The sequence below is a fragment of the Hansschlegelia sp. KR7-227 genome, from assembly GCF_049446035.1.
Classification (GTDB): domain Bacteria; phylum Pseudomonadota; class Alphaproteobacteria; order Rhizobiales; family Methylopilaceae; genus Methylopila.
In genome coordinates this window covers 1,851,112-1,868,221 of record NZ_JBMSEA010000001.1, presented here as the reverse complement: position 1 = coordinate 1,868,221, position 17,110 = coordinate 1,851,112, and the positions used below count along the sequence as shown (strand labels likewise).

The 17,110-nt window shown below is 70.3% G+C and carries 18 protein-coding genes; 15 read left to right on the top strand and 3 right to left on the bottom strand.

Translation table 11 applies throughout. The annotated features are described in order from the left end of the window. The 8 genes from ACO2RJ_RS08735 (at window position 1) to ACO2RJ_RS08700 (ending at window position 8,583) form a co-directional block, all read left to right on the top strand. Window positions 1–849 carry an ABC transporter permease gene (locus ACO2RJ_RS08735; protein WP_423267603.1) on the top strand — a complete coding sequence of 283 codons (849 nt, stop codon included), beginning with the start codon at window positions 1–3 and terminating at the stop codon, window positions 847–849. 49 nt (window positions 850–898) lie between these two features. Then, complete coding sequence (locus ACO2RJ_RS08730; protein WP_423267602.1) at window positions 899–1,879, top strand: ABC transporter substrate-binding protein; 981 nt, start codon at window positions 899–901, stop codon at window positions 1,877–1,879. Between the two features lie 62 nt (window positions 1,880–1,941). Then, window positions 1,942–2,958, top strand: coding sequence for a zinc-binding dehydrogenase (locus tag ACO2RJ_RS08725; RefSeq protein ID WP_423267601.1), 1,017 nt, complete (start codon window positions 1,942–1,944; stop codon window positions 2,956–2,958). Continuing rightward, a complete protein-coding gene (locus ACO2RJ_RS08720; protein WP_423267600.1) occupies window positions 2,955–3,383 on the top strand; it encodes a PaaI family thioesterase in 429 nt (142 codons plus the stop codon). The genes ACO2RJ_RS08725 and ACO2RJ_RS08720 overlap by 4 nt, the downstream gene beginning before the upstream one ends. Continuing rightward, window positions 3,380–4,171, top strand: a complete 792-nt coding sequence (locus ACO2RJ_RS08715; RefSeq protein WP_423267599.1) for a VOC family protein — start codon at window positions 3,380–3,382, stop codon at window positions 4,169–4,171. Before ACO2RJ_RS08720 ends, ACO2RJ_RS08715 begins: the two co-directional genes overlap by 4 nt. Next, the gene (locus ACO2RJ_RS08710) at window positions 4,168–5,649 is read left to right on the top strand and encodes a class I adenylate-forming enzyme family protein (RefSeq protein ID WP_423267598.1); all 1,482 of its coding nucleotides are present in this window, start codon (window positions 4,168–4,170) and stop codon (window positions 5,647–5,649) included. Before ACO2RJ_RS08715 ends, ACO2RJ_RS08710 begins: the two co-directional genes overlap by 4 nt. Further along, entirely contained in the window at window positions 5,649–6,746 is a 1,098-nt protein-coding gene (locus ACO2RJ_RS08705; RefSeq protein WP_423267597.1) for a PLP-dependent cysteine synthase family protein, read from the top strand. Before ACO2RJ_RS08710 ends, ACO2RJ_RS08705 begins: the two co-directional genes overlap by 1 nt. 214 nt (window positions 6,747–6,960) lie before the next feature. Next, window positions 6,961–8,583 carry a gamma-glutamyltransferase family protein gene (locus ACO2RJ_RS08700; protein ID WP_423267596.1) on the top strand — a complete coding sequence of 541 codons (1,623 nt, stop codon included), beginning with the start codon at window positions 6,961–6,963 and terminating at the stop codon, window positions 8,581–8,583. A gap of 17 nt (window positions 8,584–8,600) precedes the next feature. On the opposite strand, the gene maiA is transcribed toward ACO2RJ_RS08700, so the two are convergent. Together maiA and ACO2RJ_RS08690 are read right to left on the bottom strand one after the other, a co-directional pair. Further along, window positions 8,601–9,260 carry a maleylacetoacetate isomerase gene (gene maiA / locus ACO2RJ_RS08695; RefSeq protein ID WP_423267595.1) on the bottom strand — a complete coding sequence of 220 codons (660 nt, stop codon included), beginning with the start codon at window positions 9,258–9,260 and terminating at the stop codon, window positions 8,601–8,603. Between the two features lie 85 nt (window positions 9,261–9,345). Beyond that, the gene (locus tag ACO2RJ_RS08690; RefSeq protein WP_423267594.1) at window positions 9,346–10,314 is read right to left on the bottom strand and encodes a cation diffusion facilitator family transporter; all 969 of its coding nucleotides are present in this window, start codon (window positions 10,312–10,314) and stop codon (window positions 9,346–9,348) included. Between the two features lie 230 nt (window positions 10,315–10,544). Between ACO2RJ_RS08690 and ACO2RJ_RS08685 the strand changes: the two genes are divergently transcribed. The 7 genes from ACO2RJ_RS08685 to ACO2RJ_RS08655 all read left to right on the top strand — a co-directional run bounded on the left by ACO2RJ_RS08685 (window position 10,545) and on the right by ACO2RJ_RS08655 (window position 16,720). Continuing rightward, the gene (locus tag ACO2RJ_RS08685) at window positions 10,545–11,636 is read left to right on the top strand and encodes a type III polyketide synthase (RefSeq protein ID WP_423267593.1); all 1,092 of its coding nucleotides are present in this window, start codon (window positions 10,545–10,547) and stop codon (window positions 11,634–11,636) included. Beyond that, window positions 11,633–12,355, top strand: a complete 723-nt coding sequence (locus tag ACO2RJ_RS08680; RefSeq protein ID WP_423267592.1) for a methyltransferase domain-containing protein — start codon at window positions 11,633–11,635, stop codon at window positions 12,353–12,355. Before ACO2RJ_RS08685 ends, ACO2RJ_RS08680 begins: the two co-directional genes overlap by 4 nt. Next, complete coding sequence (locus tag ACO2RJ_RS08675) at window positions 12,352–13,569, top strand: NAD(P)/FAD-dependent oxidoreductase (RefSeq protein ID WP_423267591.1); 1,218 nt, start codon at window positions 12,352–12,354, stop codon at window positions 13,567–13,569. The genes ACO2RJ_RS08680 and ACO2RJ_RS08675 overlap by 4 nt, the downstream gene beginning before the upstream one ends. Before the next feature lie 34 nt (window positions 13,570–13,603). Further along, entirely contained in the window at window positions 13,604–14,080 is a 477-nt protein-coding gene (locus tag ACO2RJ_RS08670) for a MarR family winged helix-turn-helix transcriptional regulator (protein WP_423267590.1), read from the top strand. A gap of 122 nt (window positions 14,081–14,202) precedes the next feature. After that, the gene (locus ACO2RJ_RS08665; RefSeq protein ID WP_423267589.1) at window positions 14,203–15,609 is read left to right on the top strand and encodes a UbiD family decarboxylase; all 1,407 of its coding nucleotides are present in this window, start codon (window positions 14,203–14,205) and stop codon (window positions 15,607–15,609) included. Continuing rightward, window positions 15,606–16,211: a UbiX family flavin prenyltransferase gene (locus ACO2RJ_RS08660; protein ID WP_423267588.1), complete on the top strand. Its 606-nt coding sequence runs from the start codon at window positions 15,606–15,608 to the stop codon at window positions 16,209–16,211. Before ACO2RJ_RS08665 ends, ACO2RJ_RS08660 begins: the two co-directional genes overlap by 4 nt. After that, the gene (locus ACO2RJ_RS08655; protein ID WP_423267587.1) at window positions 16,208–16,720 is read left to right on the top strand and encodes a TIGR02444 family protein; all 513 of its coding nucleotides are present in this window, start codon (window positions 16,208–16,210) and stop codon (window positions 16,718–16,720) included. The genes ACO2RJ_RS08660 and ACO2RJ_RS08655 overlap by 4 nt, the downstream gene beginning before the upstream one ends. Window positions 16,721–16,744: 24 nt before the next feature. On the opposite strand, the gene ACO2RJ_RS08650 is transcribed toward ACO2RJ_RS08655, so the two are convergent. Continuing rightward, a complete protein-coding gene (locus tag ACO2RJ_RS08650) occupies window positions 16,745–17,050 on the bottom strand; it encodes a DUF3175 domain-containing protein (protein ID WP_423267586.1) in 306 nt (101 codons plus the stop codon). Window positions 17,051–17,110: the final 60 nt, after the last annotated feature.

The window sequence follows — 17,110 nt, the reverse complement described above, 5'->3', positions numbered from 1 at the left end:
ATGCCGGTCGCGCCCCCCACTCCGCTCGCCCAGGAACGCGACAAAGAACGCGCCGAAGGGGCCCCGCAGGCCGCAGGGGCCGGCGAACGCCGTCTCCGCCTGCTCGTGCTGCGCCTCGCTCTGCTCGCCGTGTTGCTGGTGATCTGGCAGATCGCCTCGCTCGGCGCGCAGGCCTTCGTGCTGCCGGGGCCGGCCCGCGTCTACGAAGCCTGGTCCGTGCTCGTCGCCTCGAAGAGCTTCTGGCGCGACTTCGGCATCACCTTCTGGCGCGTCTTCATGGGCTTTGCGATCGCGACCGCGGTCGGCGTGCCGCTCGGCCTGGTGCTCGGCGCGAGCGAGAAGCTCGGCGAGTTCTTCGAGCCGGTGCTGACCGTGATCAACACCGTGTCGTCCACCATCTGGGCGATCTTCGCACTGATCTGGTTCGGCCTGTCGGACTGGACCACGATCTTCGTGGTGTTCATGACCGCGATGCCGCTGATCCTGACCAATGTCTGGCAGGGCACGCGCACGGTGAACGCCGACTTCATCGAGCTCGCGCAGACCTTCCGCATGTCGCGGCTGCAGGTGCTGACCAAGATCTATCTGCCGACGATCCTGCCGCCGTTCTTCTCCGCCGCGAGGCTCGCCTTCGGCTTCGGCGCGCGCGTCAGCCTGGTCGCCGAGACGCTCGGCGCGTCAAGCGGCATCGGCTACCGGCTCAGGCAGGCCGCCGACCTCGTCCAGACCGACCAGGTGTTCGCGTGGACGCTGACGCTGGTCGCGCTGATGATCGTGCTCGAAGCGATGATCCTGAAGCCCCTCGAGAACCACCTCTTCGCCTGGAAGAAGCGGCCGAACGTCCAGTGACGGCCGCTTGTTTCTCCCTTTCACGCCCCACGCACTCGGAGCAGCCCACGTGACACGCATCGCATTCTTCGCCGCCGCGGTCGCAGCCGTCGTCGGTCTCGCCGCCCCGGCGCACGCCGAAAAGGTCCGCATCGGCTACTGGAGCTCGGGCGTCAGCCTCGGCTTCGGCGCGGTGCTGGAGTCCGGCAAGTTCATGGAGAAGGAGGGGCTCGAGGTCGAGTATGTGAAATTCCCGGACGTCAACGCCCCGACCAAGGCGATGGCGGCGGGCGCGATCGACTTCGCGATCGGCGCGGCCGCCGGCGGTTCGCTCAGCGTCGCGGCCGACGGCCTGCCGATGTCGATCATGCTCGCGACCCAGGTCGCCGAGCTGGACTTCGTGGTGCCCGAGGACTCGCCGATCAAGACGATCGAAGAGCTCAAGGGCAAGAAGATCGGCACCTCGCCCTCCGGCAGCGCGACGGCCGCCATCACGGCGGCGATCCTCGAGAAGAACTACGGCATGAAGGCCGACGACTATCAGAGCGTGCCGGGCAACGACCCGCGCCTCGCCCAGTTCCTCGCCCAGAAGGACATCGACGCCGCGGCGCTGCGCACCGTCACCCAGGCGCTCGTCAAGGACATGAAGCTGCGCAAGCTCGCCTCCTTCCGCGACGAGTGGAAGAAGATCACCGGCCAGGACGCGCCCCCGGTGCTGGGCGTCGGCCTCGTCCGCAACGACTGGCTGAAGGCCAATCCCGATGGCGCCGCCAAGGTCGTCGCCGGCATGCGCAAGGCCTACGAGTTCGGCAAGGCCGACAAGGCCGCCGTCGCCAAGGCCCTGATGGAGGCGGCGAACATGAAGCAGGACGACGCGACGAACTACGCCGCGCTCTGGGACGGCATCTACACCGTCTCGATGGAGCCCGCCGACGTCGCCTCGCTGAAATCCGAGTTCGAGGTCTTCAAGTCGGTCGGCGCCGTGAAGGGCACGCTGCCCGACAGCGCCCTCGTCACCGGCCCTTACGAGGCCTCGAAGGCGATCAAGTGATCGCCGGACGTCGACACCCCAACGACAAGCGCTGAAGCGCCGCGAAAAGAGAAAGCAGTCTCATGCCAGCGACTATGAAGGCCTTGCTGCTGAAGCAGCACGGCGACGTCTCCGACTTGACCGTCGTCGACGACTACCCCGTCCCGACCGCGGACGCCGGCCATGTGGTGATCCGCGTCGGCGCGTCGTCGTTCAACTACCACGACGTGTTCACCGTGAAGGGCATGCCCGGCATCAAGGTGCCGCTGCCCGTGGTCATCGGCCTCGACATGGCGGGCGAGATCACGGAGATCGGCGAGGGCGTCACCGGCTGGAAGCTCGGCGACCGGGTGCTGGTCAATCCGCTCTACCCGAACAAGGGGCTGATGGGCGAGATGCTCGACGGCGGCATGGCCGAATACTGCAAGGTCTCGGCCGGCCAGCTGATCGCCATGCCCGACAAGGTGAGCTTCGCGGAGGCGGCCTCGCTGCCCGTCGCCTACGGCACGGCGCACCGCATGCTCGTCACCCACAAGACGGTGAAGGCCGGCGACAAGGTGCTGATCCTCGGCGCCAGCGGCGGGGTCGGCACCGGCTGCGTGATGCTGGCCAAGCAGATGGGCTGCGAAGTCATCGCCTGCGCCGGCAGCGACGACAAGATGGCCCGGCTGAAGGAGCTCGGCGCCGACCATGTGGTGAACTACCGCGAGACCGATTTCTCGAAATGGGCGATCCAGCACTACGGCAAGCCCCAGCGTCGGAGCTATGAGGGCGGCGTCGACGTCGTCATCAACTTCACCGGCGGCGACACCTGGGCGCCGTCGCTCAAATGCGTGAAGCGCGGCGGCGCGATCCTGACCTGCGGCGCGACCGCGGGCCACGATCCGAAGGAGGACCTGCGCTACATCTGGAGCTTCGAGCTCAGGATCATCGGGTCCAACAGCTTCTACGACGACGACCTCTCGGCGCTCATGGACATGATCCAGGAGGGCTCGCTGAAGCCGGTCATCGACAAGGAGCTGACGCTCGAGGAGGCGGCCGAAGGCCTGCGGATGATCCGCGACCGCGAGGTCATGGGCAAGATCGTGGTGACGCCGTGAGCGCGGATACCGGCGCCGCGATCACCGCGGCCGAGGTCGAGGAGAAGCTTCTCCGCGGGCCCTTCCACCAGTGGCTCGGCCTCAAGGTCACGTCGGTCGGCGACGGCGAGATCGAGATCAAGGCGACCTGGCGGCCGGAATGGGTCGTCAACGCCGAGCACGGCTATGTCCATGGCGGCATCCTCGCGACCCTGGTCGACCTCACCGCGGACTGGGCGCTGGTGTCGAAGACCGGCCGCGGCGTGCCGACGGTCGATCTGCGCGTCGACTATCACCGCGCCGCGATGCAGGGCGACCTGACCTGCCGCGGCAAGGTGGTGAAGTTCGGCGGCCAGATCTCGGTCGCGGAGGCGCAGATCCTCTCGGAAGACGGCAAGCTGCTGGCGAGCGGCCGCGGCGTCTACATGACCGCGACGCCGAAGTGACCATCGCGCCGCTCGACCATGTCGTGATCAACACGCTGCGCGGCATGGACGCGGCGGCCGACATCTTCGCAGGTCTCGGCTTCACGCTGACGCCGCTCGGCCGCCACTCGCTCGGCTCCATCAACCATCTGATGGTGGCGCCGGGCGCCTATCTCGAGCTGGTCGGCGTGCCCAATGAGGGCAAGCAGCGCCAGGAGGTGCTGGACAGCCCCTTCGGCCTGAGCGGCCTGGTCTTCAAGACCAAGGACGCCGACGCGACCTTCGCGAGGCTGTCCGACGCCGGGCTGGCGCCGGGCGAGCCGAAGGCGTTCTCGCGTCCCGTCGAGATCGACGGCGCGGCGCTCGAGGCGAAGTTCCGCACGGTGCGCGTTCCGGCCGAGCTGTTTCCCGCCGGCCGGGTCTATTTCTGCGAGCACCTGACGCCTGAGCTCGTCTGGCGGGAGGAATGGCTGTCGCATCCGAACGGCTTCGTCGGCTTCGACCGCATCGAGGTCGCGTCGCCCGCGCCGGAGGCGGACGCCAGGCGCTACGCCGCAGCGACGGGATCGTCCGCCACGCTGTCGGCTGCGGGCTGGCGGGTGGCCGTCGACGACTTCGCCATCGATGTCGCGCCGGGCGCCGCGGCGCGCTTCGCCAAGCTCGGGCTTCGGTTCGACGGCCTCGACGCGCTGGCGGCGCGCGCTTCGGCAACGCCCGCCGCGCGCTGGACCGCGCCCGGAGCCGACGGCGTTGCCCTGCTCGACATCGCCTCGCTCGACCTGCGCATCGAATGCCGGAGCTCCCGATGACCGTCCACAACCTCGGCGACGTGGTGAGCCGCGCCGGCGATCCGGACGCCCCCGCGATCGTCGGCGTCGGCCTCGACGGCGGCGAGACCGTCCTGAGCCGAGCCGGGCTCGACGCCATGGCGGATGCGTTCGCGCGCGGCCTGCTGCGCAAGGGGCTCGTCCGCGGCGACCGGATCGCGATCCTCTCCGCCAACCGGCCGGACTCGATCGCGGTGATCCTCGGCGCGATGCGCGCCGGGATCGTGCCCGCGCCCGTCAACCACAAGTTCCCGAAGGCCACGATCGCGCAGGTGGTCGCCGACAGCGGCGCGCGGGCGGCGTTCTGCGACGCAGGCCGCCGCGACCAGGTCCCGGACGGCGTCGAGGCGGTCGACTTCGACGGGCCGGGCTTCGCGGACTGGCTCGACCCCGGGCCGTTCGAGCCGATCGTCCCGCGCGACGACGAGCCTGCGCTCACGCTCTACACCTCCGGCTCGACCGGGCGGCCGAAGGGCGTGCTGCTGTCCCACAAGGCGCATCTGTGGGTGATCGCCGCCCGCATGGCGGACGACGATCTCGCCGGCGAACGCATGCTGGTCGCGGCGCCGCTCTACCACATGAACGCGCTCGCCAATTCCCTGCTCGCCTGCGCAGGCGGCGCGACCATCATCCTGCTGCCGCAGTTCCAGGCGCGCGTCTACATCGAGGCGATCGCCCGGCGCCGCGTCACCTGGGCGACTGCGGTGCCGCCGATGATCGCGATGATGCTGCGCGAGAAGGAGGCGCTGGCCGGCGCCGACCTGTCGAGCGTCCGGGTCGTGCGCATGGGCTCCGCCCCGGTCAACGACACGCTCGCGGCGCAGATCCGCGAGCTGCTGCCGAACGCCCGGATCATCAACGCCTATGGCACCACCGAGGGCGGCCCGGTCGTGTTCTCCGACAAGGGCGGCGCGCCGACCGGCTCGGTGGGCAAGCCGCATGACGGCGTCGAGGTCCGCCTCGTCGGGCCGGACGCGCCTACGGCCGGCGTGCTGCAGATGAAGAGCCCCGCGATCATGCTCGGCTACCACAACCGTCCGGACGTGCCGTCGCCGATCACGGCGGACGGCTTCTACGACACCGGCGACGTGTTCCGCCGCGACGCGGACGGCTACTACTTCTTCGTCGGCCGCGCCGACGACATGTTCGTCTCCGGCGGCGAGAACATCTTCCCCGGCGAAGTCGAGGCGGTGCTGGAGACGCATCCCGACGTGCTGCAGGCGAGCGTCGTGCCGGTCGACGACGAGATCAAGGGGCAGAAGCCGGTCGCCTTCATCGTCCGCAAGCCCGGCGCGACGGTGGACGAACAGGCGATCAAGGCCTTCGCGCTCGAGCACGCGCCGGCCTATCAGCACCCGCGCCGGGTCTGGTTCCTCGACGCGATGCTGCTCGCCTCGACCAACAAGATCGACCGGGCGGCGCTCCGCGCCCGCGCGGAAGCCGAACTGAGGAAGAATTGATGCTCGCGCTTCGTGAAACCGCTTCGGAACGGCAGGGCGCCGATCCGGACCGCCGCGCCTGGGTGGCGCAGGCGATCGGCCGCATCGAGACCGACATCAACCGCTCGGCCGACACCCATCTGATCCGGCTGGAGCTGCCGCGCGCGCCGGGGATCGACCTCTATCTCAAGGACGAGTCCAGCCACCCCACGGGCAGCCTCAAGCACCGGCTGGCGCGCTCGCTGTTCCTCTACGCGCTGTGCAACGGCTGGATCGGACCGGACACCACGATCGTGGAATCCTCGAGCGGCTCGACCGCGATCTCGGAGGCCTATTTCGCGAAGCTTCTCGGGCTGCGCTTCATCGCGGTGATGCCGCGCTCGACCTCGCCGGAAAAGATCGCCGCGATCGCGTTCCATGGCGGCGTTCCCCACCTCGTCGACCGCGGCGACGTCTCCGACGAAGCGGAGCGGCTCGCGCGCGAGATCGGCGGGCATTTCATGGACCAGTTCACCTACGCCGAGCGGGCGACGGACTGGCGCGGCAACAACAACATCGCGGAATCGATCTTCGCGCAGCTGTCGCTCGAGGACCGGCCGACGCCCGACTGGGTGGTGTGCGGCGCCGGCACCGGCGGCACCTCGGCCACGATCGGGCGCTATATCCGCTATCGCAAATATCCGACCTCGCTCTGCGTGGCGGACCCGGAGAGCTCGGTGTTCCACCGCCATTACGCCGAGCGCTCGGTCCACCGGGTCGAGTGCTGCGACAGCGTCATCGAAGGCATCGGCCGCGCGCGCGTCGAGCCGTCTTTCGTGCCCGAGCTGGTCGACCGCATGATCGCGGTGCCGGACGCCGCTTCCATCGCGGCGGCGCGGATGATCAGCGGCCTGCTCGGCCGGCCCTGCGGCGGCTCGACCGGCACGAACGTCTGGGCCTGCCTGCAGCTCATCGAGGAGATGAAGGCGGCCGGCCGCGAGGGTTCGGTCGTCACGCTGCTCTGCGATTCCGGCGAGCGCTACCGCTCGACGCTGTTCAACGATTCATGGCTCGCTGAGCGCGGCTTCGACCTGGCGGTCCCTCACGCCAGGCTCGAAGCCGTGTTCGGCGGGGCTTAAGGGCCTCGTTTATGAGAGACGGCTCGGGGGTAGACGCTTGCGTGCTTCAAGACGCGCCTTCGGCGCTCCTCAGCATGAGGAGCGTCGTGGTTCCTGAAGGCGCCAACGTGCCTCATGCTGAGGAGCCCGCGTCAGCGGGCGTCTCGAAGCACGCGGCGCGGCCCCGCCGGCCTCGCATCAGCCCGCTGACCGAGGCCCCGCGGAGAAACGCCCGATGACGAACTTCGACTGGACCGCCGGCTACCCCTCCCGCCGCATGCCGGTGTTCGGCCGCAACGTGGTGTCGACCTCGCACCCGCTTGGCGCGCAGGCCGGCCTGAAGATGATCTGGCGCGGCGGCAACGCGGTCGACGCGGCGATCGCCTCCGCGGCCGTCATGGCGCTGGTCGAGCCCTGCTCGAACGGCCTCGGCTCCGACGCGTACTGCATCCTGTGGGACGGCAAGGAGCTGCACGGACTGAACGGCTCCGGCGGCGCGCCGGCGGCCTGGACGCCGGATTACTTCGCGAAAAAATACGGCGAGGGCCACGCCCGTCCGCCGATGCGCGGCTGGGACTCGGTGACCGTGCCGGGCGCGGTCGGAACCTGGACCGCGCTCCACGAGCGCTTCGGCAAGCTGCCCTTCGCCGACCTGCTCGAGCCCGCGATCGAGATCGCCGAACGCGGCTATCTCGCGCCGACTGTCGTGCAGGGGAAATGGGCGGCGGCGGCCGAGGTCCCCGACATCGTGCGCCAGCCTGGATTCGGCGAGATGTTCCTCCCGCGCGGCCGCGCGCCGCATGTGGGCGAGCTCGTCACGCTGCCCGGCGCCGCGCGCATGCTGCGGGCGATCGGGGAGACCAAAGGCGCGGCGCTCTATGGCGGGGAGATCGCCGAGGCGATGGAGGCCCGGGCGCGCGCCGAAGGCGGGGCGATGACGGCGGCCGACATGGCGGCCTTCAAAGCCGAATGGGTGACGCCGATCTCCAAGGATTACCGCGGCTATACGGTCCACGAGATCCCGCCGAACGGGCAGGGGATCGCCGCGCTGATCGCGCTCGGCATCCTGGGCAATTTCGATCTGGCGGGCATGGCGGCCGACGGCGTCGACGCCAATCATCTGCAGATCGAGGCGATGAAGCTCGCCTTCGCCGACACCTACGCCCATGTCGGCGACCTCGCCCATATGAAGGTGACGCCGGCCCAGCTGCTCGACGATTCCTATCTCGCCGAGGCGGCCAAGCTCATCGATCCGACGCGCGCACAGGTCTTCGCGGCTCGCAATCCGGTGAGGGGCGGCACGATCTACCTCACCGCGGCCGACGAGAGCGGCATGATGGTGAGCTTCATTCAGTCGAACTTCATGGGCTTCGGCTCCGGAATCTGCCTGCCCGACTGGGGCCTCTCGCTGCAGAACCGCGGCCACGGCTTCCATCTCGATCCGGCGAGCCCGAACGTCGTCGCGCCGGGCAAGCGGCCGTTCCAGACCATCATCCCGGGCTTCCTCACCAAGGACGGCCAGCCGGTGATGAGCTTCGGCGTGATGGGCGGCAACATGCAGCCGCAGGGGCATATGCAGACCCTCGTGCGCATGATCGACTTCGCCCAGAACCCGCAGGCCGCCTGCGACGCGCCGCGCTGGCGCTTCAACGCCGGCCTCGACATCAACGTCGAGGCCACGATGGCGAGGGCGACCGTCGAGGGCCTCGCCGGCCGCGGGCACGAAATGAGCGTGATCGACGACAGCTACCAGGATTTCGGCGCCGGACAGTTCATCTGGCGCATGGGCGATCCGGCCGTCGAGGGCTACGCCGCGGCGAGCGACCCGCGCCGCGACGGATACGCGGCGACGGGCTGACGGACGGATCGCGCCCTTCAGCCCTGCGGCGCGCCGGCCTGCTTCATGGGATCGGCGTTCGCGAAGGCCGGCATCGCCTCGCATCGGGCGACGATCGCGTCGACCGTGGGGATGTCCGGAACCGTGATCTTGAACACCTTCATCACGGCCGTGACGCTCGCCAGGCAGATGTCGGCGATCGTCGGCGCGTCGCCGTGGCAGAAGGCGCCGGCGCCGGGCTCGCGCGCGAGCTTCTGCTCCACCGCCTGAAGACCCGTCGTGAACCAGTTGATTTGCCACGCTCTCCAGGCGTCGGCGTCGAAGCCGGCTTCCGTCAGGTAGCGGCGCACCCGCGGCACGATCAGCGGGTGGGTGTCGGAGGCGAGCATCGCGGCGATCGAGCGGACGCGCGCGCGGCCGTGCGGGTCGCCGGGGAGGAGCGGAGGCTCGGGCGCGATCTCGTCGAGATATTCGAGGATCGCGACCGACTGGGTGAGCGGCGGCTGGCCCTCCTCGATCAAAGCGGGGATCGCGCCGAGCGGGTTGATCGCGAGAAACGCCGGCGACCGGTGTTCGCCGGCGTCGATGTCGACATTGATCTCCTGCGCCTTGAGGCCCTTCAACGCGAGCGCGACCCGCACCCGGTAGGTCGCGGAGGTCCGCCAGTAACTGTAGAGCTTGAAGGTCGGTTGGGGCATGGACGCTGGCTCCGGGCTTGTCGGCGGAGGAGATTTGCGCGTCGCGGCCCGGGGGACAAGCTGGCGACCGACGTCCCGAGCCCGCCTACACCGCGTGCTCCGGCGCGAGCCGGCAGGCGCCCGTGCGCAGTTCGATCTGGATGGTCGGGTGGACGATGCCGAAGCGCGTCTCGAGCTCGGCCGCGATCGCATGCAAGGCGTCGTCGCCCGGATGTCCGCCGGGAATGACCAGATGGGCGGTGAGGGCGGTCTCCGTCGTGCTCATCGGCCAGATATGCAGGTCGTGAACCTCCACGACGCCGGGCAGGCGCTCGAGCATCACGCGCACCGCGGCCGGGTCGACCCCAGGCGGCGCGGCGTCGAGCGACATCAGCACGCTGTCGCGCAGCAGGCTCCAGGTCCCGACGGTGATCACGGCCGCGATCGCGAGGCTCACGAGCGGGTCGAGCCAGAGCCATCCCGTGAGCACGACCAGCAGGCCGGCCACGATCACGGCGGCCGAAACCGCGGCGTCGGCCGCCATGTGCAGATAGGCGCCGCGGATGTTGATGTCGCCTTTGCCACCCGCCATGAACAGCCAGGCGGTGAAGCCGTTGATCGCGACGCCGATCGTCGCCACCGTCATCACCGTCGCGCCGGCGACCGGCTGGGGGTCGACGAGGCGCTGCGCGGCCTCCCAGCCGATCACGCCGACCGCGATCAGCAGGAAGACCGCGTTGACCAGCGCCGCCATGATCGAGCTGCCGCGCAGGCCGTAGGTGAAGCGCGTGGTGGGCGGCCGCTTCGACAGGATCACCGCGATCCACGCCACGACCAGACCGAGAACGTCGGAGAGGTTGTGGCCCGCGTCCGCGATCAGCGCGAGCGAGTTGCTCGCGATCCCGTAGCCGGCCTCGATCAGGACGAAGGCCGTGTTCAGTCCGATCCCGATCGCGAAGGCGCGCCCGAAGCTCTTCGGCGCATGGCTGTGGCCGCCGGGGCCGTGGGAATGGCCGGCGTGGTCGTGCGCGGCGTGGTCGTGCGCCGCGTGGTCCTGCCGCTGATGGTCCGTCATGGGGTCGCCCTTCCAGGCGCAGGCTTAGTCCGGGCGGCCGACGTAATGCTAGAACGTCCGGTTCGGGACGCCAGTTGAGCCCATGCCGGGCGTCTCCCGTCGCCGGCCCGCCGCACGCGGCGGCCTGTCGCAGGGAATAAAGAAATACGCGGAGCGTCTGTTACGTAAGCCGGACAGACGCCGGAAGCGCATTTGGCGCGCAAGCTTGGGCCCGCCGGGGGACGGGCCGCATGAAAGGCACACACGCTGTGACCACCGCCTATCTCAACCGCATCGCCACGGCGACGCCCCCGAACGACGTGCATGACTCCTTCGTCAGCTTCGCCGAAGGCCAGCTCGAAGACCCCCGCGCCCATCGCGCCTTCCGCCGCATGGCGGAGCGCGGCCAGATCGATCATCGCTGGTCGGCGCTGACGCCGAAGGTCGACGACGGCGACGGCGTGCTCGACCGCGACGGCTTCTATGCGCTCGGCCGGTTTCCCTCGACCGCCGCGCGCATGCGCCGCTACGAGGCCGATGCGCCCGATCTCGCGGCGAAGGCGTTCGAGCGGCTCGGCCTCGGCGCCGACGCCAGCCGGCTGACCCATCTCATCGTCGTCTCCTGCACCGGCCTGTCGGCGCCGGGCATCGACTTCGACCTGATCGCGCGCTTCGAGCTCAATCCGTCGATCGAGCGAACCACGGTCGGCTTCATGGGCTGCTACGCCGCGATCAACGGGCTGAAGCTCGCCCGCCACATCGTGCGCTCGGAGCCTCAGTCGCGGGTGCTCGTCGTCTGCCTCGAACTCTGCACGCTGCATCTGAACGAGAGCGCTAATCTCGAGCAGTTGCTGTCGTTCCTCGTGTTCGGCGACGGTTGCGCGGCGGCGCTCGTCAGCGCCGAGCCCGTCGGACTGGCGCTCGACAGCTTCCACGCCGCGATGGCGCCCGGGACCGCCGAGGAGATCCGCTGGAACATCCGGGATCTCGGCTTCGACATGTTCCTCTCCGGCCGCGTGCCGGGCGAACTCGGCCGCACTTTGAAGCGGGGCGTCGAGACCATCCTGGCTGGCCGCCAGGTCCGGGACGTCGACCTCTGGGCGGTCCATCCCGGCGGCCGCTCGGTGCTCGACGCCGTCGAGACCGGGCTGGAGCTCGAGGGCGACGCGCTGGTGCCGTCGCGGCGCGTGCTGCGGGCGAACGGCAACATGTCGTCGGCGACCATCCTGTTCGTGCTTGAGGAGATCATGCGCGACGCCGAGCCCGGCCGGACCGGCTGCGCCATGGCCTTCGGCCCCGGCCTCGTCGCCGAGACCATGATGTTCCAGACCGCGGGACGATGACCGCCTTCGCCGCGCCCGGCCGCTCGCGCGCGCCGGAGCTGATGGACGACGACGCGACCGACTACGAGACGTTCCGCGCCTGCCTGGTCGACCTCGCCCGCGTGAATCGCCTGTCGCTCGGCTATCGCCCGACCCTCGGTTTCCTCGATCGGCTGCTGCGCGAGGGCCGCCTGCCGAAGGACCGGCCGACCGCGATCGTTGACGTCGGCTCCGGCTATGGCGACACGCTGCGGGAGATCGCGGACTGGGCCCGTCGCCGTGGCGTCGCCGTGGCGCTGACGGGGCTCGACCGCAACCCCTGGGCCGAGCGCGCGGCGCGCGAGGCAGGGGGCGACCCCGCGATCGACTACCGCACCGCCGACGTCTTCGACGTCCGGTTCGACGGCCCGGTGGACGTCGTCCTCAGCGCGCTGTTCACCCATCATCTCGACGACGCCGCGCTCGTGGCCTTCCTGCGCTGGATGGAGCGGACCGCCGGCGTCGGATGGTTCGTCAACGACCTCCACCGCAACCGCCTGCCGGTGATCGGCTTCAAAGCCGCCGCCTGGGCGCTGCGGATGCATCGCTTCGTCCGGCACGACGGCCCGGTGTCCTTCGCGCGCGCCTTCGTCGCCGAGGAGTGGCGTGGGGCGCTCGCGGCGGCGGACGTTCCGGAGGGCGCGGCCGAGATCGTCTGGCGGACGCCGTTCCGTCTCTGCGTGTCGCGGGTCCGCCGATGACGGCCGAGACCCACGACGTCCTGATCGTCGGCGGCGGGCCGGCCGGCGCTGCGCTCGCGACCGAACTTGCCCGCGCCGGGCGGGACGTCGTCGTCGTGGAGCGCGAGCTCGGCCCCCACGACAAGGTCTGCGGCGAGTTCCTGAGCGGCGAGGCGCTCGACATGCTGGAGCGCCTCGGGATCGACGTCGCGGCTCTCGGCGCGGTTCCGATCTGCGCGGTCGGGGTCTCGCGCGGGAGCTGGCGGACGGAGCGGCCGTTGCCGTTCCGGGCGATGAGCCTGTCGCGGCGCGTTCTGGATGAGGCGTTGCTGACGCTGGCGGGCGACAGCGGCGCGCGGGCGCTGCGCGGCTCGGCGGTCCGCGAGCTCAGGACGGCGGAGGAGGGGTGGCGCGCGCGCCTCGCCTGCGGCCGGACGATCGTCGCGCGCCACGCGGTGCTGGCGACCGGCAAGCACGATCTGCGCGGCCATGCCCGGCCGCCGGGCCGCCAGAACGACCTGATCGGCTTCAAGACGGTCTTCCGTCTGCCGGACGCCGCCAGGCGAGCGCTGGAGGACGGGGTCGAGATCGGCCTGTTCCCGGGCGGCTACGCCGGGCTGGAGCCGATCGAGGGCGGCCGGGCCAATCTGTGCCTGGTGGTGACCATGCGCGCCTTCGCGGAGCTCGGCGGCGGCTGGGACGCGCTCGCAGCTCATCTCCGCGCGTCGGTCGCGCGCTTCGAGGCGGCGCTCGCCGGCGCCGAGCCGCTGTTCGAGCGTCCGCTCGCGGTGTCCCGCATTCCTTACGGCCTCGTGCGACGCGGAGGCGAGGGGGACGGACTCTGGCGCGTCGGCGACCAGGCCGCGGTCGTCCCGTCCTTCGCCGGCGAGGGCGTGACGCTCGCTTTGCACGGGGCGAGGCTCGCGGCCCGCGGCCTGCTCGACGGCCGCGCGGCCGGCGCGTTCCAGGCGACGCTTGCGACCGACCTCGCGCCGCAGATCCGGTTTGCCACCGCGCTGTCGCGGATGATCGTGCATCCCGCGGGCCAGGCGCTCGCGCCGCTCGCAGCTCCGACCCTGTTGCGCTGGCTCGCCGGCGCGACCCGGCTGCGGCCGCGCGGCGACGGGCCTTCGCCGCGGCTCGTCGCCTGCCGTCCGAGAGCGGGGCTCGGCCATAGCGGCGAGACCGCCGGCGCCGTCCGGTGGCCGATCGCGCAAGAATCTGGCAAGCGATAGGCCGCCGCCGCCGCGGCGGCCGGGAGGCGCGAAGGTGTCGGCTTCAACCAAGACGAGGGCGGCCGGTCTGTTCACGCGGCCGGGCTTCATGGTGCGTCGGCTGCACCAGATCTACGTGTCGATCTACCTGCAGGAATGCGCGGCCTTCGGCACGACGCCCGTGCAATCGAGCGTCATGCAGGTGCTGCTGCTCACGCCCGGAATCGATCAGGCCGCGCTCGCGGCCGAGATCGGCGTCGACCGCACGACGACCTCGAACGTGCTGGCGCGGCTGGAGAAGCGCGGCCTCGTGCGGCGCGAGGCAGACGCGGAGGATAAGCGGCTCCGGCGCGCCTTTCTGACCGAACAGGGGGAGGCGATGCTGGCCGAGATGCAGGACGCGCTCGACCGCGCGCATGGCCGCCTCGTCGCGCCGCTGTCGCCGGACGAGCGCGACGCCTTCGCGCGCTCGCTGCGGGTGCTGGTGGAAGCCAACAATGACGAGGGCCGCTCGGCGCTGCGCATGCTGTAGGCCGGGGATCGGCGGGGTCAGCGGCTCTTTCCGGTTGCCAAGGCGGATATCGTCAGCATACTGACGATCGGTTCGGAGCCGCGGCGCGGCCCGGTCGGCCGCGAAGCATCGGGCGAGGACGAATGGCAGAGTTTCCGAACGCCGACGGACAGAGCCTCCGCGGCTTCCTGAACATGGTGTCGACGCGCTTCCCCGAGGAGCTCGTGCGCGTGCCGCAACGCGTCGACTCGCGCTTCGCGACGACCGCGGTCGCCTTCGAGCTGGAGCGCGCCGGCCGCAGCCCCGTGCTTCTGTTCGACGACGTCGACGGCAAGGGCATGCCGCTCGTCACCAATGTGGCGGCGAACCGAAAGCTGCTCGCCGCCTGCCTCGACGTCGAGCCTGGCGATCTGCCGACCGCGTTCCGCGAACGGGCGATGAGCTATCTGCCCTGCGAGACGCTCGACCGCGCGCCCTGGGACGAGGTCGTGATCGAAGGCGCCGACGTCGACCTCACGAAACTGCCCATCCCGCTGCAATTCACGGTCGACGCCGCGCCCTACATCACGGCCGGGCAGATCACGGCGCGCGACCCGGTCACCGGGGTCGACACGACGGGCTTCCATCGGCTGATGCTGAAGGGTCGCAACCGGCTCGGCGTGTCGCTGCATTCGCGCCGCCGCATGCACGAGTTCCACCGCCGCGCCGAGGAGCGCGGGCACGGGCTGCCGGCGGCCGTCGTGATCGGCGTGCATCCGCTGCACTATATGGGCTCGATGACCTACGCCTATCCGCCGCATGTGCGGAAGTTCGAGATCATCGGCGGCCTGTTCGGCGAGCCCTACCGGCTCGCCCGCTGCGGGATCGAGGACCTCGAAGTCCCGGCAGGCGCCGAGATCGTCATCGAGGGCGAGATTCTGGCCGAGACGCGCGAGCCGGAGGGGCCCTTCGGCGAATTCACCGGCTACGCGTCCTACCGCAGCACGCAGAACGTGTTCGTCGCCCACAGGGTGCGGATGCGGCGCGACGCGCTCTTCCACAGCGTCGTCTCCGGCATGGCGAAGGACCACATCCTGATCTCCTGCGTCACACGCGAAGGCGAGATCCTGAACGCGCTGAAGCGCAACCTGCCCAACGTCACCGCCGTCCACGTGCCGCACTCGACCTGCGGGGCGTTCGTCGCGATCATCGCCATGAAGAAGATCGCCGAGGGCGAACCGCAGATGGCGGTGATGGCGACGCTCGGCACCGAGCTCTACACGAAATACGTCATCGTCGTGGATGACGACGTCGACGTCTTCGACATCAACGACGTGTTCTGGGCGATCGCGACGCGGGTGCGTGCGGAGAAGGACATCTTCTTCGTGCCCGGCGCCAAGGGGGCGATCCTCGATCCGAGCTCGGACCCGAAGGACTTCACGCTGACCAAGATGGGGATCGACGCGACGCGCCCCTCTGGACGCGACTTCGCCGAGCGCCTGGTGATCTCCGAGGAGGAGCGCACGCGGGCGCGCGACATCCTCGCCGCGGCCGGGGCGACGCTCGGATGAGCGGCCCGGTCTCGCGGCCGATCATCGTCGGGATCAGCGGCGCGTCGGGCGCGGCGCTCGGCGTGCGGCTGCTCGAGGTCCTGCGCGATCTGGGGGTCGAGACCCACCTCGTGATGAGCCGGTCGGCGCAAGTCACCCTCGCGCAAGAGACCGACCTGAAACCCGCCGATCTGCGGGCGCTCGCGAGCTCGTTCCACAATGTCGACAATGTCGGCGCGAGCATCGCGAGCGGGTCGTTCCTCACCGCCGGCATGATCGTCGCGCCGTGCTCGATCCGCACCTTGTCGGAGATCGCGACCGGAGTGACCTCGACGCTTCTCACGCGCGCGGCCGACGTCGTGCTGAAGGAGCGTCGCCGTCTCGTGCTGCTTGTGCGCGAGACGCCGCTCCATCTCGGCCATCTCCGCAGCATGGCCGCGGTGACCGAGATGGGGGCGATCGTCATGCCGCCGGCGCCGGCCTTCTACGCTCGGCCGAAGAGCATCGACGACGTCGTGAACCACACGGTGGGGCGCGCGCTCGACCTGTTCGGCATCGAGGCCGGGCTCTCCGGCCGCTGGGCCGGCGTCTCCAAGGCCGGCGCGACGAGCGACGAGCCGTGACCGCGGCGCTCGACCTCGACGGCCCGCACTGGGGCTTCGCGCTGGAGGTCTACGGCAAGCCGGGCGTCGCCGCCGCCTGCCTGCGCCTTCAGGACGGATGCGGCGTCGACGTCAATGTGCTGCTGGTCGCGCTCCACGCCGCGGCCAAGCTCGGGATCCCGATCGGGGAAAGCGAGGTCGCCGTGCTGGACGCGGCGGCCGCCCCCTGGCGCGAGCGCGCCGTCCAGCCGCTGCGGGCGGTGCGCCGCGACCTGAAGTCGGGCGTCGGCGACCTGCCGCCGGGCGCGGTCGAGGGCGTGAGGGACATGGTCAAAGCCGCCGAGCTGCAGGCCGAGCGCGTCCAGCAGGCGGCGCTGGCGCGTGCGCTGGACGGTTTAGCGCGCGATCCTCTCCGCGCCGACCCGGCCGGCGCCGCGGCCACCGTCGCGATGTTCTACGCCCGACGCCTCGGGCAGGACGGAAACGCCCTTGCGGAGGATGCAGCGCTGGTGGGCGCAGCCGCGGCCTGACGGATCGCCGCACGGCGGGGTCGCTCAGTCGGTCTCCTTGCCGAACAACTTCCGCAGTTCGTCCTTCGCGGCTTCGAGCGTCTTCCGTTGATCGGCGGCGAGGTTCTTCCCCGACCGGTTGATATGGAAGGTCAGCATCGAGATCGCGGAGCGATAGGGATCGGACTTCCGCCGGTCGCTCTTTTCCGCCGAGCGCTTCAGCGATCTGGCGATCTCGGCCGGATCGTCCTTCGTGAACACGCCGTCTTCGAGATCGAGCGCGTCGCTCCTTTCCGTGACGTCCTGAGACCATTTCTCGCCGCTCTTGGCGTGCTTCGCCTTGCCGGTCATGGGGACCCTTCCCGTTTCGGCCCGGCGATCGAGCCGGGCGGCTTCTGAAGACCTCGTCCT